Raw genomic sequence first — 26,803 nt, 5'->3', positions numbered from 1 at the left:
GAGCGCGCCGGGGGTCAGGCCTGCGTGTGCCGGACGCACTCGGCGACCACGTCCCGCAGGCTGCCGGAGCGCTCCATCAGCCGGCGCTGGATGCGGGCACCGTTGCCGCACCGCAGCAACTCCGCGCAGGACGACCGGGCCAGTTCCAGGTCCCCGCTCTCGGCGAGGGCCTCCTCGACGTGCTCCAGCAGCGCCCGTACGACCTCCTCGGCGGGGGCCGGCCGCATGGTCGCCGGATGCAGCAGCTCACCCTCCAGGCCGGAACGGGCCGCCCGCCAGGCGGCCAGCCGCAGCAGACTCACGCTGTGCGCGGCGGGTTCCACCCCGGCCCGCCACTCACGGGCCGCCGTCTCCACCAGCCCCCGCACCACGGCGGCGAGCAGCACCGCGGTGTCCGCGTGCAGACACACGTCTGCGACCCGCACCTCCACCGTGGGATAGCGCTCCGAGAGCCTGGCGTCGAAGTACACCATCGCCTTGTCGAGGATCACCCCGGTGGCCACCATGTCGGCCACCCGCCGCCGGTAGGCCGACGCGGACCCGAACAGTTCGGTCGGCCCCGCCGACGGCCAGCGCGACCACACCCGGCTGCGGTAGCTGCTGTAGCGGGTGTCGCGCCCCTGCCAGAAGGGCGAGTTGGCGCTGAGCGCCGACAGCACCGGCAGCCAGGGCCGTATCCGGTCGACGACGGCCACGCCCTCCTCGTCGGACTCCACCGACACATGGACGTGGCAGCCGCACACCAACTGCTCCCGGGTGGCGATCCCGTACTGCTCCGCCATCCACTGGTAGCGGTCGTTGATCCCGATCGCCGGGCTGACCGGCAGCGGCGACGTCGCCAGCGCCGCCACCGTGCAGCCGATGCCCTCCGCGTGCCGGGCCGCCTCCTTGCGGCACCGGACGATCTCCTCGCGCAGGTCCGCCATCCCGGCCCGCGGCCGGGTGGCGAACTCCAGCATCTGGTCGTACAGCTCCTTCTCGAAGACGTCCTGCCCGGCGTCCTCATGTTCCGCGTGGGCCAGGGCGGCAGCGGACAGCGCCCTGGGATCACCGGTCTCCGGGTCGACCAGGAGGAGCTCCTCCTCCACTCCGACTGTGCGCACGTAAGGCCGCCCTTCCTGGCTGCGCCGCGACGGGACGCACAGCCGGGTACCCCGTGATCGTCACATGGAACGCGTAGGGTACGGCGACATCCACACCGTCGCCAGCGGAGGCAGGGTGAGCCGGATCGTCCCGTCCTCCGGCTTGACCGGGTCGGGCAGGATCACGTCGCTGCCGCCGTACTTCGCCGCGTCCGTGTTGAGGACCTCCTGCCAGGCCGTGACCTCGTCGGAGACGTGCAGGACGTAGTCGTGGCGGACGACCGGGGAGAAGTTGGAGACCGCCAGCAGCGGACCGCCGTCGGCGCCGTAGCGCACGAAGGCGAACACGTTGTCGTCGGCGGAGTCGCAGGCGACCCAGCTGAAGCCCGACGGCTCGGTGTCCCGCTGCCACAGCGCGGGCGTGGCCAGGTACAGCGTGTTCAGGTCGCGCACCAGCTCCTGCACCCCGCGGTGGTCACCCGCCGCCATGTGCCCGGGGTCCATCAGCCACCACTCCGGCCCGTGCTCCACGTTCCACTCGCCGCCCTGGGCGAACTCCTGCCCCATGAACAGCAGCTGCTTGCCCGGGTGGGCCCACATGAAGCCCAGGTAGGCGCGGTGGTTGGCGCGGCGCTGCCACCAGTCGCCCGGCATCTTCGACACCAGGGCCTGCTTGCCGTGCACCACCTCGTCGTGGCTGATCGGCAGCACGTAGTTCTCGCTGTAGGCGTACACCATCGAGAAGGTCATCTCGTGGTGGTGGTACTTGCGGTGCACCGGCTCCTTGCTCATGTACTGCAGCGAGTCGTGCATCCAGCCCATGTTCCACTTCAGCCCGAAGCCCAGCCCGCCGCTGTCGGTGGGCCGGGTCACCCCGTCCCAGGCCGTGGACTCCTCGGCGATCGTCACGATCCCCGGGCAGCGGCGGTAGACGGTGGCGTTCATCTCCTGCAGGAAGGCCTTCGCCGCCAGGTCCTCGTTGCCGCCGAAGACGTTCGGCGTCCACTGGCCGTCCTCGCGCGAGTAGTCCAGGTAGAGCATCGAGGCCACCGCGTCCACCCGCAGGCCGTCGATGTGGAACTCCTCGCACCAGTACACCGCGTTGGCGACCAGGAAGTTGCGCACCTCGGTGCGGCCGTAGTCGAACTCGTACGTCCCCCAGTCCGGGTGCTCCGCCCGCTGGTCGTTTCCGGGCTCGTACAGCGGGTCCCCGTCGAACCGGGCCAGCGCCCAGTCGTCCTTCGGGAAGTGCGCCGGCACCCAGTCCATGATCACGCCGATGCCCGCCCGGTGACAGGCGTCGACGAAGTACCGGAAGTCGTCCGGCGTGCCCAGCCGCGGCATCGGCGCGTAGTAGGAGGTGACCTGGTAGCCCCAGGAGCCGTGGAAGGGGTGCCCGGCGACCGGCATCAGCTCCACATGGGTGAAGCCCATGTCCTTGACGTACGCCGGGAGCTGCTCGGCGAGTTCCCGGTAGGTGAGCCCCGGGCGCCAGGACGGCAGATGCACCTCGTACACCGAGAACGGCGCCCGGTGCACGGGGGTGTCACCCCGGTGCGCCATCCACTCCGCGTCGCCCCACTGGTGGTGCGACGCCGTGACGATCGACGCCGTGTCCGGCGGCACCTCCGTGCACCGCGCCATCGGGTCGGCCTTCAGGAACCGGTGGCCGTAGCGCGAGGTGATCTCGAACTTGTACCGGGTGCCCTCGCCGATCCCGGGCAGGAACAGCTCCCACACCCCGGAGGAGCCGAGCGAGCGCATCGGGAACTGCGTGCCGTCCCAGTACGTGAAGTCCCCGGCGACCCGCACGCCCTGCGCGTTCGGCGCCCACACCGTGAACCGGGTGCCCTCGACCCCCTGGTGGGTCATCGGCTCCGCGCCGAGCGCCTTCCACAGCTGCTCGTGGCGGCCCTCCCGGATCAGATGCAGATCGAACTCGCCGAGCGCGGGCAGGAACCGGTACGGGTCCTCGACCACGTACTCGGCGTCCTCGTACGCCACCGCCAGCTTGTAGTTCGGGATCTTCTTCAGCGGCAGCACGGCCGAGAACAGGCCGTCGCCGTCCGAGGCCAGCGGGTGCCGCTTGCGGCCGGCCACGACGCTGACCGACCGGGCGAACGGGCGCAGCGCCCGGAAGAGGATCCCGCCCTCCACCGGGTGGGCGCCCAGCAGCGCGTGCGGATCGTGATGAGCGCCCGCCAGCAGCCGGCCGCGGTCGGCCGGGTCCAGGTCGGTGGCCGCTGTGCGGGCCGGGCCCGACGGCTCGGGGAGTGAGGTGTCGCGCAGCGCCACGGGTCAGTCTCCTCTCACGGCGAGTCGTTCGATCGCCGCCATGGGTACGGGAAGCCAGGCCGGGCGGTGCCTGGCCTCGTAGAGCACTTCGTACACGGCCCTGTCCGTCTCGTAGGCGCGCAGCAGGGCGTGCTTCTTGCGCGGGTCCCAGCCCGCCCGCGCGGCATAGCCCGCGCAGTAGGCCTCGCGGCAGCGGCGTGCCCACTCGGGACGCCAGGGCCGGCGCTGCCGGGCCGCGTAGTCGAAGGAGCGCAGCATGCCGGCGATGTCCCGCACCGGCGAGTGCGTACTGCGCCGCTCGGCCAGCGGCCGGGACGGCTCTCCCTCGAAGTCGATGACGAACCACTCGCGTCCGGCGCGCAGCACCTGACCGAGGTGCAGGTCGCCGTGGATGCGCTGGGCCGGCGGGCCCGGATCGCAGGCCACGAGCGCGCCGAACGCCGCCCGCAGCCCCGGCACGTACGGCCGCAGCGCCTTGACATGGTGGGCGGCGGCGTCGAGCCGCTCGGTCATCGCCGCCGCGAGCCGGGCGTTCTCGGCGTGGCCGCCGGCCGGGAAGGCCGCGGCCAGCGCCAGGTGCACCTCGGCGGTGGCCGCCCCCAGCGCGCTCGCCTCGGCGGTGAAGTCCTCGCCCCGGGACAGGGCCTGCAGGGCGAGGGTCCAGCCGTCGGAGGCGTCGGGCAGGAAGGGCTGCAGCACCCCGAGCGTCGCCTCCTGCGGCATGCTGGTGCGCACCCACGCGACGGGGGCCGGCACCCGGGCGCAGCCCTCCCGGGCGAGCGCCAGCGGCACCTCCAGGTCCGGGTTGACGCCGGGCTGGATGCGGCGGAACAGCTTCAGGATGAACGCGTCGCCGTACACCAGCGACGTGTTGGACTGTTCGGCGTCCAGCAGCCGGGGTGCCAGTCCGGAGGGGATGGGCACCGACGGGTCGGAGTCGAACAGCAGTGGCCCCAGCGTGCCGGTGTGCCGCATGCGCTCCAGCAGCAGATGGGCCGAGCGCGGGTCCAGCAGCGCGTCGTAGACCGTGAGCCCGGCCATCGGCCCGCTCTCCGCCCGCCCGATCAGCGCCTTGCCGAGCCGCGGCGACAGATGCTCCTGGAAGCCGAGCAGCAGCTGGTAGCAGTCGCCGCCGGCCGGGGCCGTCCCGCCGGGCGCGGGCACGCCGGCGTGCGGCGCGTGCGACCCGGCGTGGGCGGCATGGATGAGCACATGCAGACAGCCCGGGAACAGCTCGGTCATCGACAGCAGACGCAGATCCGTGACCGGCCGGTCCTTCCCGGCGAACCAGCGTTGCCGGGGCAGCCACTCGCGCAGCAGACCCGCGAGCGAGTCCAGATGCAGAGCGACGCCGGTGCTCGGCTGGAGGGATGCGGTCTTCGGCATGGTGACGCGTCCTTTCCTCGGCGCGCTACTGTCGGCGGCCGATGCGGGATGCGACTCGGGCGAGCCGGAACCAGTAGAAGCCGTGGCCTGCGAGGGTGAGCAGGTAGGGCAGCTCTCCGATGGCGGGGAAGCGCACGCCGCCGAAGAGTTCGACCGGATGGCGGCCGTTGTAGGCCCGCAGGTCCAGTTCGGTGGGCTGGGCGAAGCGGGAGAAGTTGTTCACGCAGAGCACCAGGTCGTCCTCGTACTCGCGCAGGAACGCCAGGACCGCGGGGTTGGAGGAGGTCAGCTCCGTGTAGGTCCCCAGTCCGAACGCCGGGTTCTGCTTGCGGATCTCGATCATGCGGCGGGTCCAGTGCAGCAGCGAGGAGGGCGACGCCATCGACGCCTCCACGTTGGTGACCTGGTAGCCGTAGACCGGGTCCATGATCGTGGGCAGATACAGCCGCCCCGGGTCGGACGAGGAGAAGCCGGCGTTGCGGTCCGGGGTCCACTGCATGGGTGTGCGCACGCTGTCGCGGTCGCCGAGCCAGATGTTGTCGCCCATGCCGATCTCGTCGCCGTAGTACAGGATCGGCGAGCCGGGCAGGGACAGCAGCAGGGCGGTGAACAGCTCGATCTGGTTGCGGTCGTTGTCCAGCAGGGGCGCGAGCCGGCGGCGGATGCCGATGTTGGCGCGCATACGCGGGTCCTTGGCGTACTCCGCGTACATGTAGTCGCGCTCTTCGTCGGTGACCATCTCCAGCGTCAGCTCGTCGTGGTTGCGCAGGAAGATGCCCCACTGGCAGCCGTCGGGGATCGGCGGGGTCTTGGCGAGGATTTCCGAGACGGGGTAGCGCGACTCGCGGCGCACGGCCATGAAGATGCGGGGCATGACCGGGAAGTGGAAGGCCATGTGGCACTCGTCGCCGCCCTTGGCGTAGTCGCCGAAGTAGTCGACCACGTCCTCCGGCCACTGGTTGGCCTCCGCCAGCAGCACCGTGTCCGGGTACATCGCGTCGATCTCCCGGCGCACCCGCTTCAGGAACTCATGGGTCGCCGGAAGGTTCTCGCAGTTGCTGCCCTCCTCCGCGTACAGGTACGGCACCGCGTCCAGCCGGAAGCCGTCGATGCCCAGGTCCAGCCAGAACCGCAGCGCCGCCAGGATCTCCTCCTGGACGGCCGGGTTCTCGTAGTTCAGGTCGGGCTGGTGGGAGAAGAAGCGGTGGAAGAAGTACTGGCCCCGCACCGGGTCGAAGGTCCAGTTCGACACCTCGGTGTCGACGAAGATGATCCGCGCGTCCGGATAGCCCTTGTCGTCGTCGGCCCACATGTAGTAGTCGCCGTAGGGGCCGTCCGGGTTCTTGCGCGACTCCTGGAACCACGGGTGCTGGTCGCTGGTGTGGTTCATGACGAAGTCGATGATCACGCGCATGCCGCGCTGGTGGGCGGCGTCCACGAACTCCACGAAGTCGGCCAGATCGCCGAACTCCGGCAGCACGGCCGTGTAGTCGGCGACGTCGTAGCCGCCGTCCCGCAGCGGTGACTTGAAGAAGGGCGGCAGCCACAGGCAGTCCACGCCCAGCCACTGCAGATAGTCGAGCTTGGCGGTCAGGCCCTTGAGGTCGCCCACGCCGTCCCCGTTGCTGTCCTGGAAGGACCGGACGAGGACCTCGTAGAACACGGCACGCTTGAACCAGTCGGGGTCCCGGTCCTTGGCCGGGGTGTCCTCGAAGGTGTCGGGAACGGGCGAGTTGACGGACATGGGGCTGATCGACCTCCGTTTCGTGGGGTGGCTCACCGGACGTGGAACACGTGGGCCGGCGTCCGACCGGGGTCGAGACGCACGTAGTTGGCGCTTCCCCAGCGGTAGGTCGCACCGGTCAGTTCGTCGTGCACGGACAGCTCGGCCTGCCAGTCGCGGCCGAGGTGCGGCATGTCCAACGAGACCGTGGCCTCCTGGGTGTGGTGGGGATCGAGGTTCGCGACCACGAGCACCGTGTCGTCGCCCTCGCGCTTGCTGTAGGCGATGACCGCGTCGTTGTCGGTGGTGTGGAAACGGAGGTTGCGCAGCCGGCGGAGCGCCGGGTGCGCGCGCCGGATGTCGTTGAGGCGGGTGATCAGCGGGACGATGGTCCGGCCCTCCCGCTCGGCGGCCTCCCAGTCCCGGGACACGAGCTGGTACTTCTCCGAGTCCCGATACTCCTCACCGCCCTGCTTCAGCGGGGTGTTCTCGCACAGCTCGTAGCCGGAGTAGATGCCCCAGGCGGGGGAGAGGGTGGCGGCGAGCACCGCACGCACCTCGAAGGCGGGACGGCCGCCGTGCTGGAGGTAGCCGGGCAGGATGTCCGGGGTGTTGGCGAAGAAGTTCGGCCGCATGTACGCGGCCGTGTCGGCGGACAGCTCGGTGAGGTACTCGGTCAGCTCGTGCTTGCTGTTGCGCCAGGTGAAGTACGTGTAGGACTGCTGGAAGCCGATCTGGGCCAGGGTGTGCATCATCGCCGGGCGGGTGAACGCCTCGGCGAGGAAGATCACGTCCGGGTCGGAGGCGTTGATGTCGGCGATCACGCGCTCCCAGAAGACGACCGGCTTGGTGTGCGGGTTGTCCACGCGGAAGATCCGCACCCCGTGCTCCATCCAGTGCCTCAGGACGCGGACCGTCTCGGTGACCAGGCCGTCCATGTCCTGGTCGAAGGCGATCGGGTAGATGTCCTGGTACTTCTTGGGCGGGTTCTCGGCGTAGGCGATCGTCCCGTCCGGGCGGTGGTGGAACCACTCGGGATACTTGTGCACCCAGGGGTGGTCCGGCGAGCACTGGAGCGCGAAGTCCAGGGCGATCTCCAGGCCGTGCTCGGCCGCCCGGCGTACGAACCAGTCGAAGTCCTCGATCGTGCCCAGCTGCGGGTGGACGGCGTCGTGGCCGCCCTCCGGGGAACCGATCGCCCACGGCACGCCCACGTCGTCGGGCCCGGCGGTCAGGGTGTTGTTCTTCCCCTTGCGGAAGGTGGTGCCGATCGGGTGGATCGGCGGCAGGTAGACGACGTCGAAGCCCATCTCGGCGATCTTCGGCAGCCGCCGGGCCGCGGTACGGAACGTGCCGTGCGGCTGTTCGGGCGTGCCCTCCGAGCGCGGGAAGAACTCGTACCAGCTGCCGAACAGCGCCCGCTCCCGCTCCACCAGCAGGGGCATGGCCTTGGACGCGGTGACCAGTTCACGCAGCGGATGGCGGGCCAGAACCTCGTCGACCTCCGGCGCCAGCGCGGCGGCGTAACGCTCCTGCACCGGCAGGGAGTCGTCGAGCAGCGTCTTCGCGGTCTCCCTCAGCAGGGTGCGCGCCGGGCCGCGCGGCGCTCGGGCCGCCGCCCGCTCGTACAGCTGGCCGCCCTCCTCCAGCACCAGGCCGGTGTCGATGTCCGCCGGGATCTTGACCGCCGCGTGCCGGCGCCAGGTGGTGACCGGGTCGCTCCACGCCTCGACGGTGTACGTCCAGTGCCCCTCCGCGTCCGGTGTCACCTCGGCGCCCCAGCGGTCGCTGCCCTCGGCCAGTTCACGCATGGGGGTCCACGGCCCCTTGCGGCCGTCCGGGCCGCGCAGGACCACGTTCGCGGCGACCGCGTCGTGCCCCTCGCGGAACACCGTCGCGGTCACCAGGAACGTCTCGCCCACGACGGCCTTCGCCGGTCGCCTGCCGCACTCCACGCGCGGATGGACGTCCCGCACGGGGATACGGCCGATGGGCTTGGTGGACTTCATCGTGAACCTCCTGCGTGCTCGAAGCCGGGCCGTGGCCCGGCTGGTGGATGTCCAAGCTGCACCGGAGGAGGGCTAGTGCTCCGCCGGGAAACGCCGGGCGGAGCGTGATCCACTCCTGCGCGCCACGTTTTTCGCCCGCCGTCGCGGGCTGCCCTTCCACAGGGAGGTGGCCGCGTCCGACCGCAGATAGCGCTCGGCGGCGTCGGCGGCCTCGCGTGCGCAACGCTTGCCCATGAGCACGCACAGGGTGTATCCGGTGTCCTCGAAGGTGGCCCGCACCGAGCTGTCGGCGGGCGAGGCGAGCATGGCCCGTTCCCACGCGCGGTAACGCTGCAGATGCCTGGCGACTTCGGCTTTCGCGGGTAGCAGCATGGCGCTGTTCACCTTCCGGGAGAGCGAGAGGTTACGACGCCCGACGGGCGGGCCGGCCGCGCAAGCAGAGGGGCATCAGCCGAAAAACCTCTCGTGGCCTTCACTTATGGTGCACGCGCGATGACCCACCGTCCTGTTGGATCTTGGCCGTGGTGTGCTCGTGTTGCACGAATGGCGTATCACCCGCAGTGTTGGATGTGACTCAGAAGCGAACATCGCTCACGCTTCGTGTTCGGGGTATCGCCCGCCAGGGCGTCGGGAGCGGGAGCGTCGCCGGTGAGGAGCCAACGACAATGAAGACCGCAGTGCCCTGCTACTACCACCTCGACGTGGAAGTCAGCCCGCAACGGGTCGGACAGGTCAGGCGCATTCTGGCCGCGCACCTGAAGTACTGGGATCTGGAGAACCTGGTCGAGCCCGTGTGCCGCAGCACCGAGATGCTGCTGCAGGCCATCGACGAACACGCCACCGACAAGAACACCTCCATCGAGATGTGGTGGAACGGCCAGCACCTCATCACCGCCATCGGGGAGAACGACTGCGACCTGCGCCCGGACCAGGACCTGCGGGCCTGCCTGGAGCGCATCGCGGCCAGCAGCGACGGCTGGGGGTGCTGCGCGACCGACACGGGCAGCAAGGTCATCTGGTTCTCGCAGCGCGCCCGCGCCGGCGACCGCGAGCCGCTGGTGCCGACCACACCGGCCCCGGCCCTGCGCGAGATGCTGCAGGTGCCGCGCGAGATGCCGGCCGTCGCACTGGCCGGCGAGACGGTGGGCGACGTCCTGGAGGTCAGCCGGTGACCACCGCCAACCGGAAGAACAAGGCAGGGGTGCCCGTGTGGAGCGGGCACCCCTACCCGCTCGGTGCCGCCTTCGACGGCCAGGGCACCAACTTCGCGCTGTTCAGCGAGGTCGCCGAGCGTGTCGAGCTGGTCCTCGTCGACGAACGCGGCACCCACCGCGCCGTCCCGCTGACCGAGGTGGACGGCTTCGTCTGGCACGGCTACCTGCCCGGCGTCGGCCCCGGCCAGCGTTACGGCTACCGGGTGCACGGGCCGTGGGCACCGGCCATGGGCCACCGCTGCAACCCCGCGAAGCTGCTCCTCGACCCGTACGCGCGTGCGGTCGACGGGCAGATCGACAACCACTCCTCGCTGTACGAGCGCAACCCCCACGGCCCCGACCCGGCCGACAGCGCCGGGCACACCATGCTCGGCGTGGTCACCGACCCGTACTTCGACTGGGGCGACGACCGGCCGCCGCGCACCGCTTACGCCGACAGTGTGATCTACGAGGCGCATGTGCGCGGCCTGACCCGCACCCACCCCGACGTCCCGCCCGAGCTGCGCGGCACCTACGCGGGCCTCGCCCACCCCGCGATCCTCGAACACCTGACCTCGCTCGGCGTCACCGCCGTCGAGCTGATGCCGGTCCACCAGTTCGTCCAGGACGGCGTGCTGCAGGACAAGGGCCTGTCCAACTACTGGGGCTACAACACCATCGGCTTCTTCGCGCCGCACAACGCCTACGCCGCCCACGGCAGCCGGGGCCAGCAGGTCGCGGAGTTCAAGTCGATGGTCAAGGCGATGCACGCGGCCGGCCTCGAAGTGATCCTCGACGTCGTCTACAACCACACGGCCGAGGGCAACGAGAAGGGCCCCACGCTCTCCTTCCGCGGCATCGACAACGCCTCCTACTACCGCCTGGTGGACGGCGACTTCGCGCACTACTACGACACCACCGGCACCGGTAACAGCCTGCTGATGCGCCACCCCTACGTTCTGCAGCTGATCATGGACTCGCTGCGGTACTGGGTGACGGAGATGCACGTCGACGGCTTCCGCTTCGACCTGGCGGCCACCCTGGCCCGCCAGTTCCACGAGGTGGACCGCCTGTCGGCGTTCTTCGACCTGATCCAGCAGGACCCGGTGATCAGCCGGGTGAAGCTGATCGCCGAGCCCTGGGACGTCGGCGAGGGGGGCTACCAGGTGGGCAACTTCCCGCCGCTGTGGTCGGAGTGGAACGGCAAGTATCGCGACACGGTCCGCGACTTCTGGCGCACCGAACCCGGCTCACTCGGCGAGTTCGCCTCCCGCCTCACCGGCTCCTCCGACCTCTACCAGCACAACCGCCGGCGCCCCCGCGCCAGCGTCAACTTCGTCACCGCGCACGACGGTTTCACCCTGCGTGACCTGGTCTCCTACAACGACAAGCACAACGAGGCCAACGGCGAGGGCAACCGGGACGGCGAGAGCCACAACCGCTCCTGGAACTGCGGCACCGAGGGCGACACCGCGAACCCGGCCGTACTGGAACTGCGCGCCCGCCAGCAGCGCAACCTCCTGGCCACGCTGCTGCTGTCCCAGGGCATCCCGATGCTGTCCCACGGCGACGAACTAGGACGCACCCAGCGCGGCAACAACAACGCCTACTGCCAGGACAACGACATCTCCTGGATCGACTGGCGGCTGACCGACGAACAGCGCGACCTCGCCGACTTCACCCGCCGCCTCATCCGCCTGCGCGCCGAGCACCCCGTACTGCGCCGCCGCCGCTTCTTCCGCGGCGAGACCGCGACCAACGCCGACCAGCCGCTGCCCGACCTGGTCTGGCTGCTGCCGGACGCCGAGGAGATGACCGACGAGGAGTGGCAGCGATCCGACGCCCACTGCATCGGCGTCTTCCTCAACGGCGACGCCATCGCCGAACCGGACCGCTACGGCCGCCCGGTGGTCGACGACTCCTTCCTCCTGCTGCTCAACAGCTACTGGGAACCGGTCGTCTTCCGCCTCCCCGACGCCCTCTACGGCGAACGCTGGACGGCCTGCGTGGACACGGCGGAACCGGACGGCGTCCCCGACGAGACCGAGTACAAGGCGGCAACGGACGTCACCGTCGCCGCCCGCAGCCTGATGGTCCTCTCCCGCCCCACCCGAGGCATCAGAAACCCACCCACCTGACGCCCCCGAGACGCCGCCACCCCCCACCGGGGGTGGCGGCGCACCCATGAACAGAAAGGGGCCGCCGCAGGCATACAACGGGCGCGGGGAACTGCGCGAGCAACCACGACGAAACCCGCACAGGCCACCGCAGGCACCCGCGGGCACCCACCCGCAGACGAAGACGAACCCCACCCGGCGGAGCGTCAGCGCAAGGTACGCGACGTGATCGTGAACTGCGCCCCGTCCGGATCCCGCAGCACAGCCTCCTCCGCCCCCTTGCCCAGCACACTCCCCCCATGCTGCTCCGCGGCCAGCGCACAAGCCGTGACGTCCGCGACAGCGAAGTGCACCTGCCAGTGCGGCCGGATGGTGGGATCGGGCGCCGCCTCCAGCGCCCCCGACTCGATGCGCGCCACGATGTCACCCTCGCTGCGCAGCACGACCTCGTTCCCCTCGTACCCCACCTCGCAGCAGCCGGGCCGCTGCGACGCCCAGTCGAGGATCTCGCCGTAGAAGATCGCGGCGTCGAACGCGTCCCGCGTGTGCAGCCGGACGAAGGCCGGCGCGGCCCGCCGCCAGCTCTCCCAGTTGGTGAAGAGCTCACCCTCCCAGATCCCGAACGTCGCCCCGTCCCGGTCGGCGATCAGCGCGGCACGCCCCGGCGGCAGCGAGATCGGCCCCACGGCCACCGTCCCGCCGCGCTCCCGCGCACGCGAGACGGCCTCGTCGGCGCTCGGCACGGCGAAGTACGGCGTCCACGCCACCGCCATCTGCCACATCGTGGCGACCGCGGCGATCCCGGCGACCGGCACATCGTCGGCCAGAGCGATCCGGAACCGGTCGCCCAGCTTCCCCTTGCGCCACTTCCACCCCAGGACGGCCGAGTAGAAGTCCTGGGTGGCCTCAAGATCGCGACTGGTCAGGCTCACCCAACAGGGTGCACCGAAGACATGGTGGGAGGAGACGACCTGAGTCGCTCGGGGCAGGGAGGGCGTGTCGTGGTTCATGGCGTCCTGATCTCTTCGGCCGTTGGCCACCGGTCCTCCTCCAGTGTCCGACCGGATCCCCGCGGGGCGCCTGTCGAGTACGCCCGGTGGCGTCGTGTCGTCCCCGGGGGCAACGATGGAGGCGTGGCACGAGTACCGCGGGAACCGGACGACGAAACCGGTCGGATCTTCGAGCTCCAGGAGGAAGTCGAGCAGCTGAAGGAAGCGGTCACCTCGCACGCCGTGGTCGACCAGGCGATCGGCATGGTCGTCGCGCTCGGCCGGGTGACACCCGATCAGGGCTGGCAGATCCTCAAGGAGGTCTCCCAGCACACCAACATCAAGCTCCGCACGGTCGCGGAGCTGATACTGGCCTGGGCGCGGACGGGGGAGATGCCGCAGCAGATCGGCGCGGAGCTGGAGGCGGCCCTGGACCGCCACGGCCCCACGCAGATCCCGGGGTCGCCCGTGGAGTGACGCGCCTGATGACGCCCCCTGCGCACCGGCGCTCAGTGGGTGCGAACCCCAGCATGGGCCCCGGCGTGGGCCTCGGCGGGAACCTCCTCGTGCGCCTCGCCGTGGCTCTCCGCGAGGATCTCCTCGCGCAGATGGGCGAAGCACCCGCTCAGCAGCCGGGAGACGTGCATCTGCGAGATGCCGAGCTGCTCGGCGATGCTGCTCTGCGTCATCCCCCGGAAGAAGCGCAGGTAGAGGATGGTGCGCTCGCGCTCCGGCAGCGCCTGCAGGCACGGCTTGACGGCCTCGCGGTCCACCACCGTGTCGAAGCCCGGGTCCGGACCGCCCAGCGCGTCCCCGAGGGCGTAGCCGTCGGTCCCGGGCATCTCCGCCTCCAGGGACAGCGCGGAGAAGCACTCCAGCGCCTCCATGCCGGTGCGTACCTCCTGCTCGGTGAGGTGCGCGTACGCGGCGATCTCGGCGACGGTGGGCTGCGGGCCGGAGCTGGACTGGCCGAGTTCCTTCACCGCGCGGCGGACCCGGTTGCGCAGGTCCTGCACCCGGCGCGGAACGTGCAGCGTCCACATGTGGTCGCGGAAGTGGCGCTTGATCTCGCCGGTGATCGTCGGCACGGCGTACGCCTCGAACGCGCCGCCGCGCGCCGGGTCGAAGTGGTCGACGGCCTTGACGAGCCCGAGGGCCGCCACCTGGTACAGGTCCTCAAGGGACTCACCGCGCCCGCGGAAGCGGACGGCGATCCGCTCGGCCATGGGCAGCCACAGCCGGACCAGTTCGTCGCGCAGAGCCCTGCGCTCGGGGCCGTCGGACAGCGTCGCCAGCCGGGCGAAGTCCTCTGCGGTGTCGGGGGCGTCGTCGTGCGGATGCTGCTGCGTCCTGATGGCGGTACCCATCGATGCGCGCCTCCCTCAGCGGGGTGCTGGGTGGACAGACACCGTGGGGCGCGGTCGCCGAGCGGACACGGAGGCCACCGGGTCCGGCGAACCGGTCCCACGGAGGTGCCTCCTGTCCGAAGCACTGCAAAGCGGATTCCCCTATTCCGCACGGGCGAAACATGATTCGTGAATGTTCTGACTCACGGTGCCCACGCGATGACTCACCGCACGCACCCGCCGCCCCCTTGATCACCTGTGACGATCAAGGAGGTTGATCATGCCCGCCGACGTGATGTGCGGCACGCCGCAGAAAACAGGCCGGACGACCGGATCCGGATTCTCCCTGGGCACGGCTTGATCACCGATCAAGTACCCCGAATCCGCTGGCCACAGGGCATTGTGCGCATTTGACAGTGGACTGACCGCCTGGATAGGAAGCAGCTCTGAGAAGTCGAGAGGTGGACTGTGTACGAGCCGAACGTGGTCGGGGACTGGCACGAGTACGAGGAGCATGCCGGCCTCCGCGTCCGCGTCCACCGTCTGGAGCAGGCCGAGCCGCCGCGCGGACGGGACGACGCGGCCGAGGGCCTGACGTACTTCGCCCTCCGTGTCACCGTCGAGAACCGCGGCCCGGAACGGTTCGGCATCCACCTTGAGGACGGCCAGCTCGACGTGCGCGTGGGGCCGGACGGCGAGGGGGCGTTCATCGACTGGCGCAACTCGCAGTTCATCGAGGGCTTCGACGTCTACCCGCTGCGCCGCGTCACCGCCGTGCTGTACGCCGCCGGACCCGAGGACGCCCTGAGCCAGGTGGACGTCCAGGTCCAGCTGCGGGTGGACGAGGAGTGGGCCGAGCGCCGGATGTGGACCGGTGGCCTGGGCGTCACGGCCCAGCCCGCGCACATCCCGGCCGGCGCGGGCCGCGACTGCCTGGCCCACCAGGTCACCGCCTTCCTGCGCGACCAGGCGGAGGAAGGCACCGCCTGACGCCAGGCTCTCCCCGGCCGTCCCCCGGCCGGGAGCGCGCGACGGCGTCCGCTCAGTGCGCGATGCCGTCGATGATCTCGCGGGCCCCCTGCCGCAGCAGCGCCACCGCCACCGACGTCCCCAGGGTCGCCGGGTCCAGCCGGCCGGCCCACTCGTGGGCGTTCAGCCGGGTCTTGCCGTCGGGGGTGAACACGCAGGCCCTCAGGGAGAGTTCGCCACCGCCATCGACACGGGCGTAACCGGCGATCGGGCTGTTGCAGTGCCCCTGCAGCACATGCAGGAACATCCGCTCCGCCGTGGCCTCCCGGTGGGTGTCCGGATCGCCGAGCGCCCCGACGGCGTCGATCAGGTCGGTGTCGTCCTCCCGGCACTGCAGGGCGAGGATGCCCGCGCCGATCGGCGGCATCATCACCTCGGGGGAGAGCACCTCGCTGATCACGTCCGGCCGCCCGATGCGCTCCAGGCCCGACACCGCCAGCAGCAGCGCGTCCGCCTCGCCGGCCGCCAGCTTCTCCAGCCGGCGGTTGGCGTTGCCGCGGAACGGCACGCACGTCAGATGCGGGTGGGTGGCCGCCAGTTGGGCGATCCGGCGCACCGACGACGTGCCGACCCGGGTGCCCGCCGGCAGCTCGTCCAGGGTGAGACCACCGGGGTGCACGAGCGCGTCACGGATGTCGTCCCGCTTCAGGAAAGCGGCGAAGACCGTCCCGGCCGGCAGCGGCCGGTCCGCGGGCACGTCCTTCACGCAGTGCACCGCGAGGTCCGCCTCACCGGCCAGCAGCGCCGCGTCGACCTCCTTGGTGAAGGCCCCCTTGCCCTCGACCTGGGACAGATCGCCGAGCCACTTGTCCCCCGTCGTCTTCACCGGGACGACCTCGGTGCGCACCCCCGGATGCACCGCGGCCAACTCGGCGCGGACACGCTCCACTTGGGCGAGGGCCATCGGTGAGTCGCGGGAGACGATGCGGATCAGTTCCGGAACGGACATGCGGGCCACGATAGACCCTCCGCGAGGATCAGCGCGCCACGGCCAGGCTGAAGCGCAGCTTCTCCCTGGCGCGGGCGCCGAGCCGGTGGTAGAAGCGCACCGCGCCCTCGTTCCACGCCGGGGTCTGCCACTGCACCTCCTCCAGGCCGAGCCGGCGGGCCTCGGCGACGACGGCCTCCACCAGCAGCGCGCCCAGTCCGCCGCCCCGGTGGTCCGCGGCGAGGAACAGGCAGTCCATGTGCAGGTACTCCCGCCCTTCCCAGGTGGACAGTTCGGGGGCGCACGTGGCGTAGCCGGCGACCTCACCACCGGGCAACTCGGCCACCAGGCAGCGCAGCCGCGGCTCGGCGGTGTCGAACAGCAGCACGGCGAGGCGCTCGGCGAGATCCGGGACGGGCGGGGCGGACCGCTCGTAGGCAGCGTGCTGGGCGGCGAGTTCGGCCACCCGCGGCAGATCGGCGCGCTCGGCCGGGCGGACCCGTGCGGTCGCGGTCATCGCACGGCCCCCTCGAAGGTGTCGCCGGCCCAGGCCGCGAGCCGGCCGGCGAGGGCGCCGGTGCCGTCCAGGACGTGCCGGGAGAACGCCTCACGCTCGTGCGCGAGGAGCGCGGCCTCCCACACGCAGGGGGCGAGGCCGGCCCGTCCGGGCCGCAGCGCGGCGGGCTCGCCGGCCGGGCCGGTGAAGACGGCGAGGTCCGACATGTGGCCCTCGATCCAGGTGTGGACCAGCACATAGTCGCCGTCGCCGCCCGCGTGCACGATCAGCACCGCGAGTCCGAGCGAGCCCCGGCCCCGGCCCAGCGCCAGATGGTCCCCGGCGAGCCGCAGCGCGGCCTCGGCGTCCTGCTCGGTGACCGTGCGGCCCGGCGCCTGCAGCGCGTACGCCTTGACCAGGTGGCCGGCGGCCCGCCGGGTGCCCAGGGGCCGGGCGGCGCGGGCGTGGTGCCCCTCGGCGAGGGCGAGGACGGCGTCCTCGGTGACGGCCGCGGGCAGTTCGTCGTGGTGATCCATCCGCACATCATGGGGTCACGGGCCGTCATCGGACCAGCGGTTCGCTGAGCTCGACGGCGCGCAGCGCGGCGGCGAGGGCCTGCTCGTCACCGACGTCCAGGGCGGTGTCGGTCAGCTTGATCACATGCTCGTCGCCGTGTGCGAGCGCCCGCTCCACCACGTCCTCGGCCGTGAGGGCGCCCGGCGACGTCCACGGGACCGGCTCGGCGGGGGCGTACATGGCGGTGACCGCCGCCGACGCGGTCCATGCGGCGTGCAGGCCGGCCACCCACTGCTCGCGCGGCAGCGCGTCCAGCGCGCGCAGCACGGCGTTGGGGGCGGTGGCCGCGTGCACGAGCATGGTCTCCTCGCCGTGCCCGTGGGTGGCGTAGCGATGCGTGGCCGCCCGGACGAGCTCGGTGAGCCGGGCGCGGGCCGTGTCGGGGTCCGTCACGTCCTGCGCCCAGCCGGGCAGCCGCCGCACGGCCGCCAGCCGGGCCGGGAAGCCGCCCTCGGCGTTCTCGATCGGCACCACCGCGTCCAGGGTCTGCGCGGCGCTGTCCCTGCCGGGCAGCGTCTCGATGCCGGTGACGGGGTGATGACGGGCCGCCCAGTAGCCGAGGGCGTGCGCCAGTTCGGTGCGCCTGGGCTCGTTGTCCTCGGCGGCGAGCGCGCGGACCGCGTGGCCGAGCCGGATCACCGGGTGCGTGGAGCCGCCGTACAGCCCGGGCAGCAGGCGCGGCCACCACTCGGCGAGGACGGTGCGCCACGGGCGTTCGGCGAGCGCGCGCGAGAAGTACGCGATCCAGTCGGCGGCCCGCCGGGGATCGCCCAGCGCCTCGCGCCAGTTGGCGTCCGTGACCCGGGCCAGCGGGGTGGGGAAGTCCTCCAGCTTGGGCCGGTAGAGGTCCAGCCAGCGGTGCACGGCCCCGGCCCGGCCGTGCGCGGCCAGCACCTCCACGACCATCGGGGCGTGGTTGGTGAGCCGGCCCAGCCGCTCCGGGCCGGTGGAGTGGAGGCGTTCGAGCGCCTCGTCGAGAGCTCCCGTGGTGTCGTTCGCTGTCATGACGCGGACGCTACGCCCACGCCCCCGCGCCGCGGATCGGGCCCGGGGCGGAGGCGCTGCAGGGCGGGGGTCCTAGGCCCCTGCCGGCTCCCGTCCGCCGGTGACGAAAAGGGATCGCAGGGTGGGGGGAGTTCGGCTACGGTCCCGGCATGTTCGTCGTCACAGTGACCTACACCGCGCCGCTGGAGGCAGTGGACCCGCTCAGACCCGCCCACGGCGACTGGCTGAACGAGCTCGTCGCACGGCGCGTGCTCCTGGCGGCCGGGCGCCAAGTGCCTTTGGTGGGCGGGGTCTACCTCGCGGCCGGGATGCCGGCCGAGGAGCTCGACCGGATCCTGGCCACCGATCCGTATGTCCTGCACGGTGTCGCCCGGCACGACGTGGTGGAGTTCGTGCCCCTGCTGGTCGCGCCCGGTCTGGAGGACCTGAAGGCCGAGGCGTGATCCGCGCCGGGCGGTGCGGCCGTCACGCGTTGGGGTCGAAGGGGATGCCGGCCGGTTTCGCCGCCGTCAGATGGGAGGCGAAAGCGCCGTCCTTGAGGCCGAAGTGGGCGCTGCCGAAGTCGTAGGCGCTCAGCTTCTCGCGCAGGCCCGGAGGATAGCCGTTCCAGCCGACCAGCGCCGGGTACTGCCAGGTGTGCTGGTGGTTCTCCGGCGGCTCGTCGTTCGCGTTCGCCAGGCGGAAGCAGTGCGTGCCGATGCCGTCCTTGTGGTAGACGATCTTCGGATGGGTGCCGTCGAAGCGCACCTCGGGCGCCGCGTGCACCGTGAACGAGCCGTGGTTGGACGTCGATACGTACTTCACCCGGCCGTCCTGCACCCACACCGCCACGTGCTCCCAGTCGTGCCGGTGCCCGCCGATGCTGGTGCCGGGCAGGGCCTGGTCCTTCTCGAAGTACAGGCCGTACAGATAGGCGCACCAGCCGTTGTTGCACTTGGAGCGGGAGTAGCCGTTGGTGTTGACGAGGTCGGAGGCGTCGTGGCAGTTGCCGTTGAGCGCGCCGGTCGGGTTGAGCCCGCCGTTCACGGTGCCGTCGGGGCCGATGGCCGGGGTGGGATAGCAGCCGTCGGTGTCGTAGTCGTAGGCCGGCTGGTAGGCGCGTTCCTGGCTGTCCGCGTCGGTGGGCAGCGCCGGCGGCGGGGCGGCGAAGGCGACGGCGGGGAAGGCGACGACGAGCGCGAGCGCGGCGGCGGAACCGGTCAGCCATCTCCTGCGGTGGGTCCTGAACGTCACTGCGTCCTCCTGCTGGCGCGGCACGGCGTGGCGCGGCGTCGGCTCGGTGGGCGGCGGCGCTGCGCGGCCGGGCGGTTGTGGGGGCGTTCAGCGTCCCGCGGTTTGCATGTCCGCGCCAAGAGGGGAGAGGTGTGTTGTCCGTGAAGTGCCGTTGAATGTTGGGCTTATGACGGGGCGTCGGGAAGGTCGGCCGCCGACTCCTCGGGAGTGAGGTCCTGGCGCAGTCGTAGCCAGGACGGCTGACGCAGCATGCCGGCCCGGGTGCGGGTGCTGTAGCGGACCTCGCCGACGAGCCGGGGCACCACCCACTGCGCGCCCGGCACCCGGGGGTTGGGTGTGAACGGACAGGTTCCGGTCGCCAACTCCGTCAAAAAACCCGCGAGTTGTGTTCTCTCCTGCTCGCTCCAGCCGGTACCCACCCCGCCCACGTACCGCAGTCGGCCGGTCGTGTCGCGCTGGCCCACCAGGACCGCGCCCGGCAGTCCCGACAGCCGTCCCTTGCCCGGGAGCCAGCCGCCGACGATCACATCCACCCCGTGCATGTTGCGGATCTTGATCCAGGCCCGGGAGCGCACCCCCGGCTCGTACACCGAGTCCAGCCGCTTGCACACCAGGCCCTCCAGGCCGTGCTCACGGGTGGCGCGCAGCGCCTCGGCGCCGTGGCCGACGAGTGCGGCGGGGGTCGACCAGTACGGCCCGTGCAGACCGAGCGCCTCCAGTTCGGCGCGGCGTTCCCGGTACGGCAGGGTGAGCAGGGGGCGGTCGGCGAGGTGTACGACGTCGAACAGGGCCAGGTGGACGGGTTGCTCGGCGGCCTTGCGCGCCGCGCGGGCCGGGGCGTGGGCGAGGCCCATCCTCGACTGCAGCAGCTGGAAGTCCGCCCGGCCGTGTGCGTCCAGGGCCAGCACCTCGCCGTCCAGCACCGCGGGGGTGGGGCCCAGCGCCTCGCCCAGTGCCAGCAGTTCCGGGTAGGCGTCCGTGATGACCTCGCCGGAGCGGGCCCGCAGCGCGACGGTGCCGTCCCCGGGGAGGTAGACCATGACCCGCTGCCCGTCCTGCTTGGTCTCGTACGCCCAGCGCGCGTCCTGGGAGGCGGGTGGGAGCGTGCCGGGTGTGGCGAGCATGGGAACGATCAGCGGCAGGGTCACGTCTTGAGAGGTGGACGCGGGGGAGGTGGGTCACGCGCGGTGGTCCCGGGTTTCGCCTGAACGGACCGGGGCGAGGCTTGATTTACTTGAGTTACGCAACGATATGGTAACGTGGGAGCATGGCAACATCACCGCTCCCTGCCGCCCCCGCCGCCTCCCCGGAGGTCGCCGAGATCGAGCGTGCCCTGAACCGCATCACCTATCTCAGCACCCGGGCCCGGCAGCACGAGCGGCTGATGGCCCTGGCGGGTGTGCCGCTGGACCGGGCCGCGGTGGCGCTGCTGCGGCAGGTCGCCGACTCCGAGCCGCTGCGGTCGGGGGAGCTGGCGAACCGGCTGGGTGTGGAGGCCTCGCACGTCACACGTACCGTGCAGCAACTGCAGAAGTCCGGGTACGTCACGCGGGTTCCCGACCCGGACGACGGGCGGGCGCAGCGGATTCAGCTCACCGATGCGGGGCGACTGGCCGTCGAGGCGATCCGGGATGCCGGGGCGCGGGGGATGCAGTTGGCGTTGGAGGCGTGGTCCACGGAGGATCTGCGGCAGCTGGCCACGTTGTTTCATCGGATGGTTGATGACTTTTTGGCTCGGGCTGCGCTGGTGGAGGAGGGGGAGGGGTAGTCGGTCGGCTGCGGGTGCGTTGTCCTTTGTCGCGGGTGCCTGCGGCGGCCTGTGCGGGGTTCGTTGTGGTTGCTCGCGCAGTTCCCCGCGCCCCTTATATGCCTGCGGCGGCCCGTTGCTGTTGCGTCGTGGCTGGCGTAGCGCCTACGGCCTGGTCGCTGCGGGGCCCCGGTGGGGGGTGTCCCCTTCCCGCCGTACGCGGCTGTCGCGGCTTCGGCTACTCTCCAGTAGTGTCGCGCGCGCCTGACTTCCCGTCTGGAGGAACCGTGCTCTGTTCGCCCCTGTTCGCCGGTCTGTTGGGTGTCGCCCACGTTGCCGTATCGGAGGTGCGGTCGTGAGCAGTGCCCTGGCTGTCGGTGATCGGGTCGAGGACTTCGCGCTGCCCGACGAGACGGGTGTGATTCGGCGGCTCAGCGAGTTTCTTGCGGACGGGCCTGTTGTGCTCTTCTTCTATCCGGCCGCGTTGACTCCGGGCTGCACCGCAGAAGCCTGCCATTTTCGGGATCTGGCCGGCGAGTTCGCCGCCGTGGGGGCTCGCGCGGTCGGGGTCAGTGGGGATGCCGTGGAGCGGCAGCAGGAGTTCGCCGAGCGTCACACGCTCGGGATTCCGCTGCTTGCCGATGTCGACGGGGCTGTGCGGGAGCGGTTCGGGGTGAAGCGTGGGTTCTCGCTGGCGCCCACCAAGCGGGTCACCTTCGTCATCGCCGAGGACCGTACGGTGGTGGAGGTCGTCCGGAGCGAGCTGCGGATGAACACGCACGCCGATCGGGCACTGGAGGCGCTGCGGGCCCGCACGGGGTGAACGGGGTCCGTTGAGCGGCTCAGCCCGCGTCCGCCGCTACCTGGGCCAGGGTGCGGCCGGTGCGGACCGAGCGGGCGCGGTGCGGGTCGGGGGTGCCGCGTCCGTGGCCGCCGTGGCCGGCCTTGACCAGGAGCCAGTCGCCGTCCCGGAAACGGGTGAGGGCGTACTCGCCGCGCAGCTTGCTTCCCTTGAGCCGGAACCTGGCGTGGCCGCGCTCCAGGGACTCGGCGAAGTCGACGGGCCGGCCGTGGCGGTCGTGGCTCAGCGGTTCATAGGTGCCGCGGTCCCAGACGATCACCGTGCCGCCGCCGTACTCGCCCTTCGGGATCACGCCCTCGAAGTCCTCGTACTCCAGCGGGTGGTCCTCGGTGGGCACGGCCAGCCGCTTGTCGTGCGGGTCGCCGGACGGCCCCTTGGGGACCGACCAGGACTTCAGGACGTCGCCCACCTGCAGCCGGAAGTCGAAGTGCATCCGGCGGGCGTCGTGGATCTGGACGACGAACCGTGGCTCGTCGTCCGTGGCCGCCGTGCGGCCCCGGGGTTCCGAGGTGCGGGCGAAGTCCCGCTTGGCGTGGTAGTCGCGCAGGCGCTCCACCGAGTCCTCCTTCCGACGGTGGACACGGGTACCCCGCGGGGTCGGTCAGAACTCCTCATGGGTCTCGGGGTCGCCGCCGATGCGGCGTCGGGTGTGGTGTCCGACGGCCGTCATCTCCTCGGGGGTCAGCCGGAAGTCGAAGACGTGCAGGTTGTCGCGCTGGCGTTCGTGGTCCGCGGACTTGGGGATCGGCAGTGCGTCGAGCTGGATGTGCCAGCGCAGCACCACCTGGCCGGGGGAGACGCCGTACTTGCGGGCGATGTCCGCGATCCTCGGGTCGTCCAGCAGATGGCTGCCCCGGCCGAGCGGGCTCCAGCTCTCGGTGACGATGCCCTTGTCCGCGTGGAAGGCGCGCAGCTCCGGCTGCGGGAAGAGCGGGTGCAGCTCGATCTGGTTCACGCTCGGCAGCACGCCGGTCTCCTTCTCCAGGCGCGTGATGTGCTCGGGAGTGAAGTTGGAGACGCCGATCGAGCGGACCAGGCCCTCCTCACGCAGCTTGATCATCGCCCGCCAGGACGCGACGTACCGGTCGAGGCGGGGCAGCGGCCAGTGGATCAGGTAGAGGTCCACGTAGTCCAGGCCCAGGCGCCGGCGGGACTCCTCGAAGGAGGCGAGGGTCTCCTCGTAGCCGTGGTGGCGGCCCGGCAGCTTGGTCGTCACGACCACCTCTTCGCGGGGCACGTCGCTGCCGGCGATGCCCCGGCCGACGCCGCGCTCGTTGCCGTAGTTCGCGGCGGTGTCCACCAGGCGGTAGCCCAGGCCGAGCGCGCCGCGCACCGCCTGCTCGGCCAGGGCGTCGTCCATCGGCCAGGTGCCGAGCCCGAGGGCCGGGATCACCATGCCGTCGTTGAGGGTGTACGTCGGGATGTCGCTCACGGTCGGACCTTCCCCTCGGCTGTGTCGTCCTACCAGCGTCACGGATAGGGTGAGCGGTGATCAACCGGACCGGGCGGGGATGAGGGCAGCGGAAGGCATGGGCGGCACCGAGGACAAGCGCACCACGGGCACGCGTCCCACGTCACGGGACGTGGCGCGGCTCGCCGGGGTGTCGCACACCGCCGTCTCCTTCGTCTTCAACGGGCGGGCCGAGGGCAACCTCTCGCCCGCCACCCAGGAACGCATCCGGCAGGCCGCCGCCCAGCTCGGCTACCGGCCCGACCCGGTCGCAAGGGGCCTGCGCCGCCGCCGTACGGCCGTGATCGGGCTGGTCACCGACGAGATCGCCTCCTCACCGTTCGCCGGGCGGCTGCTGCGCGGCGCCATGGAGACCGCGTGGGACCGGGAGCACCTCGTCCTGACCGTCGACTCCGGCGGCGACCCGGCCAAGGAGGACGCGGCCGTCGCCGAGCTGCTCGACCGGCGGGTGGACGGCATCATCTACGCCGCGATGTCGCTGCGCCGGGTGCGCGTCCCCGAGGGCCTGCACCGCACCCACTCCGTGCTCGCGAACTGCCTGCCCGAGGACGACTCCCTGCCCGCCGTCATCCCCGCCGAACGCGCCGGCGGCCGCACGGCGGCCCGGCTGCTGCTGGATCAGGGGCACCGGCGGCTGGCGCACGTCGGCGGCCTCGACGACATCGCCTCCGTGGAGCGGCTGCGGGGCTTTCGGGACACGCTGCGTGCCGAGGGCATCACGGTCCCCAAGGAGTGGGTGGTGCGCACCGGTGGTGAGATCGCCGGCGGTTACGAGGGCGCGACGCGGCTGCTCGGGGGTGTTCCGGCCGACCGCCGGCCCACCGCGATCTTCGCCTACAACGACCGGGTCGCGGCGGGCGTCCTGCACGCCGCGACCCGGCTCGGGATCGATGTCCCCGGTGACCTGTCCGTCGTCGGGTACGACGACCAGGAGCACATGGCCGCCTTCCTCACGCCGGCCCTGACCTCGGTCGCCCTGCCGCACCGCGAGATGGGTGAGGCCGCCGCCCGGCTGCTGCTCGATGCCATCGGCACGGGCCGCACCCCGGCGGCGACGGTTCGGCGGATCGCCTGCCCGGTGGTCAGCCGTGCGTCGGTGGGACCTGCGCCCACCCGGTGACGGTGGCCCCCTCGCCGGTGACGGTCAGCTCGGCGACGTCGGAGGGGCTCGCGTAGACCCGCTCGGTGACCGTGCACCGGTCGTCGGCGAACAGCTCCAGCAGGGAGCCGTCGACCAGCAGCCGCACGCTGCGGGCCGGGGTGCGCAGCACGACGGGTGCCGAGCCCTCCCGGCCCACACGGGCCCAGGCCGAGCGGTCCAGGGTGACCGTGCCGGCGTCCGGGTCCAGGCGGACCGTCAGCTCCGCGCCGCTCGGCGAGCGCAGCAGGGACACCGTGACCGGCGTGGTAGCCGTCAGCTCCAGGTCGTAGGCCTGCGGCAGCGGTGCCCGGCCGGGGGCCGTCACGAACGGCTCGGGCGCGCGCAGCAGGGTCAGCTCCGGGGCGGGGGAGAGGCGCAGTGAGCCGTCCTGGGCCACGTCGACCACCCGTGGCGCCGTGAGGACGCCGGCCCAGCCCGCGCGTGCCACCTCGGCCGCGTCCCGTGCCTCCCAGGACCAGCCCCACATCAGGGCGCGCGCCGGCTCCTGGAGGACGGCGGGTGCGTAGAAGTCGCGGCCGTGGTCGAGGCGGCCACCGGCGGCGGCCTCGAAGGCCAGTCCGTTGTCGGCGGACGGTGTCAGACGGCCGGTCAGGTAGCCCGTGCTGCACGGGTCGCCGTCCCAGAGCGACAGCACCAGCACCCACTGGCCGCCCGGTGTCAACGCCAGCTGCGGGCACTCCCAGCCCACCGCCTTGTCGCCGAACGCGTCCGCCGCCACCGGGTCGTTGCCGTCGAGGAGCACCCCGGCGAACCGCCACGCGGTCAGGTCGTCACAGTCGTACAGCAGGACCGACGGTGTGCCGTCGGCGTGGCCCGCGCCGACCAGCGCCCAGCGGCGCCCCTCGTGCCGGAAGACGAACGGGTCACGGAACATCACCACGTCCAGGCCCTCGGGCGGCCCCGCCACCACCGGCTCGGGCAGCGTCTTCCACTCGGTGAGCGTCTCGTCGTCCGGGTCGGCGGCGCGGGCCAGGCAGATGGTGCCGAGGCCGGCGTGGTCGCGGTCGACGCCGGTGTACACGGCGGTGGGCACGCCGTCGTCGTCCACGACGCACCCCGACCAGCAGCCCGCCTCATCGGGACCTCCGGGGGTGGGGTGAGCGCGATCGGGTGGTGGGTCCAGTGGGCGAGGTCGGCGCTGGAGGCATGGCCCCAGTGGATGTTGCCGTGCACCGGGGACTCGGGGTTGTGCTGGTAGAAGAGGTGGTACCGGCCGCGCCAGCGGAACGGCCCGTTCGGGTCGTTGGCCCAGTGGGCGGGGGGACGGACCCGGAAGCACGGGGCGTGGGCGAGGCTCAACGGTTGACTCCTGCGGACGTGATGCCCTCACGCAGAGGGCGCTGGCCGACGACGAACACGGCGACGGCGGGGATCATGGACAGCACGACTCCGGCGAGGACGACGGAGATCGAACCGGTGCCGAGGTTGCCCTGAAGCGAGACCAGGCCCAGCGGCAGCGTGTAGTTCTGGTTGGAGGTCTCCAGGATCAGCGGCCGGAAGAACTCGTTCCAGTGGTAGTTGAAGGCGAGGACGCCGACGATGGCGAGGCCGGGCGCGGCCAGCGGCGCGTACACCGACCGGAAGATCCGCCAGGGGCCCGCGCCGTCCAGCATCGCCGCCTCGCCGAGGTCCTTCGGCATGCCGAGGAAGTACTGGCGCATCAGGAAGGTGCCGAACGCGGTCGGGAAGGCCGGGACGATCAGCCCGAGCAGGGTGTCGGTCAGACCCATCGACTTCAGCACCAGGAAGACGGGCACGATCGTCACCTGCAGCGGCACCATCATCGTCGCCAGGACCAGCCCGAACAGGGGCTTCTTGAAGCGGAATTCGAGGCGGGCGAAGGCGTAGCCCGCCAGGCCCGCAGTGATCATCTGGCCGGCCGCGATCAGCGCGGTCACCAGCGTGGAGTTCAGCGCCAGCAGCCAGACGTCGATCTGGTCGAACACCCCGCGGTACGCCTCGGTGGTGGGGTGCGTCGGGATGATGCGCGGCGGCAGGTCGAAGGACTCGGCGGGCGTGCGCAACGAGGTGGAGACGGTCCAGATGACCGGGCCGAGGGTCAGCAGCGCGCACACCGCGAGGCCGGTGATGCGCGCCCACGGGGCGAGGGAGTGCCGGGCACGGCTCAGGGTCGGGATCGCTTGGCTCATGTCG

Annotated in this window: 25 protein-coding genes and 1 pseudogene; 8 read left to right on the top strand and 18 right to left on the bottom strand. The window is 71.6% G+C overall.

The window, feature by feature from the left end; translation table 11 throughout:
* Positions 1 to 14 precede the first annotated feature (14 nt).
* The 6 genes from C3489_RS26580 to C3489_RS26555 all read right to left on the bottom strand — a co-directional run bounded on the left by C3489_RS26580 (position 15) and on the right by C3489_RS26555 (position 8,867).
* A complete protein-coding gene (locus tag C3489_RS26580; RefSeq protein WP_103784604.1) occupies positions 15 to 1,103 on the bottom strand; it encodes a glutamate--cysteine ligase in 1,089 nt (362 codons plus the stop codon).
* 60 nt (positions 1,104 to 1,163) lie between these two features.
* Positions 1,164 to 3,377, bottom strand: a complete 2,214-nt coding sequence (gene glgB / locus C3489_RS26575; RefSeq protein ID WP_103784603.1) for a 1,4-alpha-glucan branching enzyme — start codon at positions 3,375 to 3,377, stop codon at positions 1,164 to 1,166.
* 3 nt (positions 3,378 to 3,380) lie between these two features.
* On the bottom strand, positions 3,381 to 4,763 hold the full coding sequence (locus C3489_RS26570; RefSeq protein WP_103784602.1) for a maltokinase: 1,383 nt from the start codon (positions 4,761 to 4,763) through the stop codon (positions 3,381 to 3,383).
* 25 nt (positions 4,764 to 4,788) lie between these two features.
* Positions 4,789 to 6,507, bottom strand: a complete 1,719-nt coding sequence (gene treS, locus C3489_RS26565) for a maltose alpha-D-glucosyltransferase (RefSeq protein ID WP_103784601.1) — start codon at positions 6,505 to 6,507, stop codon at positions 4,789 to 4,791.
* Between the two features lie 32 nt (positions 6,508 to 6,539).
* Positions 6,540 to 8,495, bottom strand: coding sequence for an alpha-1,4-glucan--maltose-1-phosphate maltosyltransferase (locus C3489_RS26560; RefSeq protein ID WP_103784600.1), 1,956 nt, complete (start codon positions 8,493 to 8,495; stop codon positions 6,540 to 6,542).
* A gap of 72 nt (positions 8,496 to 8,567) precedes the next feature.
* Positions 8,568 to 8,867: a DUF5133 domain-containing protein gene (locus tag C3489_RS26555; protein ID WP_103784599.1), complete on the bottom strand. Its 300-nt coding sequence runs from the start codon at positions 8,865 to 8,867 to the stop codon at positions 8,568 to 8,570.
* Positions 8,868 to 9,160: 293 nt separating this feature from the next.
* Here C3489_RS26555 and C3489_RS26550 point away from each other — a divergent pair, with 293 nt between their 5' ends.
* Together C3489_RS26550 and glgX are read left to right on the top strand one after the other, a co-directional pair.
* Positions 9,161 to 9,667: a pep a2 gene (locus tag C3489_RS26550; protein WP_103784598.1), complete on the top strand. Its 507-nt coding sequence runs from the start codon at positions 9,161 to 9,163 to the stop codon at positions 9,665 to 9,667.
* A gap of 29 nt (positions 9,668 to 9,696) precedes the next feature.
* Entirely contained in the window at positions 9,697 to 11,826 is a 2,130-nt protein-coding gene (glgX, locus tag C3489_RS26545) for a glycogen debranching protein GlgX (RefSeq protein WP_103784619.1), read from the top strand.
* A gap of 185 nt (positions 11,827 to 12,011) precedes the next feature.
* Here the strand turns inward: glgX and C3489_RS26540 are convergent, their stop codons facing one another.
* Complete coding sequence (locus C3489_RS26540) at positions 12,012 to 12,815, bottom strand: VOC family protein (RefSeq protein ID WP_181139855.1); 804 nt, start codon at positions 12,813 to 12,815, stop codon at positions 12,012 to 12,014.
* Between the two features lie 123 nt (positions 12,816 to 12,938).
* Between C3489_RS26540 and C3489_RS26535 the strand changes: the two genes are divergently transcribed.
* The gene (locus C3489_RS26535) at positions 12,939 to 13,271 is read left to right on the top strand and encodes an ANTAR domain-containing protein (RefSeq protein WP_103784596.1); all 333 of its coding nucleotides are present in this window, start codon (positions 12,939 to 12,941) and stop codon (positions 13,269 to 13,271) included.
* A 32-nt stretch (positions 13,272 to 13,303) separates the two neighbouring features.
* Here the strand turns inward: C3489_RS26535 and C3489_RS26530 are convergent, their stop codons facing one another.
* Positions 13,304 to 14,161, bottom strand: coding sequence for an RNA polymerase sigma factor SigF (locus C3489_RS26530; RefSeq protein WP_103784595.1), 858 nt, complete (start codon positions 14,159 to 14,161; stop codon positions 13,304 to 13,306).
* Positions 14,162 to 14,608: 447 nt separating this feature from the next.
* On the opposite strand from C3489_RS26530, the gene C3489_RS26525 reads away from it, so the two are divergent.
* Positions 14,609 to 15,130, top strand: coding sequence for a hypothetical protein (locus C3489_RS26525; RefSeq protein ID WP_103784594.1), 522 nt, complete (start codon positions 14,609 to 14,611; stop codon positions 15,128 to 15,130).
* A gap of 52 nt (positions 15,131 to 15,182) precedes the next feature.
* Here C3489_RS26525 and hemC read toward each other — a convergent pair whose 3' ends face one another.
* Genes hemC through C3489_RS26505 form a run of 4 tightly spaced genes read right to left on the bottom strand, consistent with a single transcriptional unit; the run spans position 15,183 to position 18,174 of the window.
* Entirely contained in the window at positions 15,183 to 16,118 is a 936-nt protein-coding gene (gene hemC / locus C3489_RS26520) for a hydroxymethylbilane synthase (RefSeq protein ID WP_103784593.1), read from the bottom strand.
* A 28-nt stretch (positions 16,119 to 16,146) separates the two neighbouring features.
* Positions 16,147 to 16,614 carry a GNAT family N-acetyltransferase gene (locus tag C3489_RS26515; protein ID WP_103784592.1) on the bottom strand — a complete coding sequence of 156 codons (468 nt, stop codon included), beginning with the start codon at positions 16,612 to 16,614 and terminating at the stop codon, positions 16,147 to 16,149.
* Entirely contained in the window at positions 16,611 to 17,129 is a 519-nt protein-coding gene (locus tag C3489_RS26510) for a hypothetical protein (protein ID WP_103784591.1), read from the bottom strand. Before C3489_RS26510 ends, C3489_RS26515 begins: the two co-directional genes overlap by 4 nt.
* Positions 17,130 to 17,154: 25 nt before the next feature.
* Positions 17,155 to 18,174 (bottom strand): questin oxidase family protein, encoded by a 1,020-nt coding sequence (locus C3489_RS26505; protein ID WP_103784590.1) that lies wholly within the window; start codon positions 18,172 to 18,174, stop codon positions 17,155 to 17,157.
* A gap of 149 nt (positions 18,175 to 18,323) precedes the next feature.
* Here C3489_RS26505 and C3489_RS26500 point away from each other — a divergent pair, with 149 nt between their 5' ends.
* Positions 18,324 to 18,617: a YciI family protein gene (locus C3489_RS26500; protein ID WP_103784589.1), complete on the top strand. Its 294-nt coding sequence runs from the start codon at positions 18,324 to 18,326 to the stop codon at positions 18,615 to 18,617.
* Between the two features lie 22 nt (positions 18,618 to 18,639).
* Here the strand turns inward: C3489_RS26500 and C3489_RS26495 are convergent, their stop codons facing one another.
* Both C3489_RS26495 and C3489_RS26490 read right to left on the bottom strand, forming a co-directional pair.
* Positions 18,640 to 19,407 carry an NPP1 family protein gene (locus C3489_RS26495; protein WP_103784588.1) on the bottom strand — a complete coding sequence of 256 codons (768 nt, stop codon included), beginning with the start codon at positions 19,405 to 19,407 and terminating at the stop codon, positions 18,640 to 18,642.
* A gap of 164 nt (positions 19,408 to 19,571) precedes the next feature.
* The gene (locus tag C3489_RS26490) at positions 19,572 to 20,531 is read right to left on the bottom strand and encodes an ATP-dependent DNA ligase (RefSeq protein ID WP_374936781.1); all 960 of its coding nucleotides are present in this window, start codon (positions 20,529 to 20,531) and stop codon (positions 19,572 to 19,574) included.
* A 143-nt stretch (positions 20,532 to 20,674) separates the two neighbouring features.
* Between C3489_RS26490 and C3489_RS26485 the strand changes: the two genes are divergently transcribed.
* On the top strand, positions 20,675 to 21,175 hold the full coding sequence (locus C3489_RS26485; protein ID WP_103784586.1) for a MarR family winged helix-turn-helix transcriptional regulator: 501 nt from the start codon (positions 20,675 to 20,677) through the stop codon (positions 21,173 to 21,175).
* 334 nt (positions 21,176 to 21,509) lie between these two features.
* Complete coding sequence (locus tag C3489_RS26480) at positions 21,510 to 21,977, top strand: peroxiredoxin (protein ID WP_103784585.1); 468 nt, start codon at positions 21,510 to 21,512, stop codon at positions 21,975 to 21,977.
* A 19-nt stretch (positions 21,978 to 21,996) separates the two neighbouring features.
* Here C3489_RS26480 and C3489_RS26475 read toward each other — a convergent pair whose 3' ends face one another.
* Together C3489_RS26475 and C3489_RS26470 are read right to left on the bottom strand one after the other, a co-directional pair.
* A complete protein-coding gene (locus C3489_RS26475; protein WP_103784584.1) occupies positions 21,997 to 22,572 on the bottom strand; it encodes a DNA polymerase ligase N-terminal domain-containing protein in 576 nt (191 codons plus the stop codon).
* Between the two features lie 45 nt (positions 22,573 to 22,617).
* Entirely contained in the window at positions 22,618 to 23,448 is an 831-nt protein-coding gene (locus C3489_RS26470; protein WP_103784583.1) for an aldo/keto reductase, read from the bottom strand.
* Positions 23,449 to 23,545: 97 nt separating this feature from the next.
* Between C3489_RS26470 and C3489_RS26465 the strand changes: the two genes are divergently transcribed.
* Positions 23,546 to 24,607: a LacI family DNA-binding transcriptional regulator gene (locus C3489_RS26465; protein ID WP_103784582.1), complete on the top strand. Its 1,062-nt coding sequence runs from the start codon at positions 23,546 to 23,548 to the stop codon at positions 24,605 to 24,607.
* Here C3489_RS26465 and C3489_RS26460 read toward each other — a convergent pair.
* Positions 24,570 to 25,948 (bottom strand): annotated as a pseudogene (locus C3489_RS26460) (glycoside hydrolase family 32 protein). The gene C3489_RS26465 and the pseudogene C3489_RS26460 sit on opposite strands and share 38 nt — an antisense overlap.
* The gene (locus C3489_RS26455; RefSeq protein ID WP_103784581.1) at positions 25,945 to 26,799 is read right to left on the bottom strand and encodes a carbohydrate ABC transporter permease; all 855 of its coding nucleotides are present in this window, start codon (positions 26,797 to 26,799) and stop codon (positions 25,945 to 25,947) included. The pseudogene C3489_RS26460 and the gene C3489_RS26455 overlap by 4 nt, the downstream one beginning before the upstream one ends.
* Positions 26,800 to 26,803: the final 4 nt, after the last annotated feature.

It is taken from the genome of Streptomyces sp. Ru71 (genome assembly GCF_002920535.1).
Classification (GTDB): Bacteria; Actinomycetota; Actinomycetes; order Streptomycetales; family Streptomycetaceae; genus Streptomyces.
The sequence above is the reverse complement of the archived record's forward strand: the minus strand, read 5'-3'. Positions and strand labels throughout refer to the sequence as shown.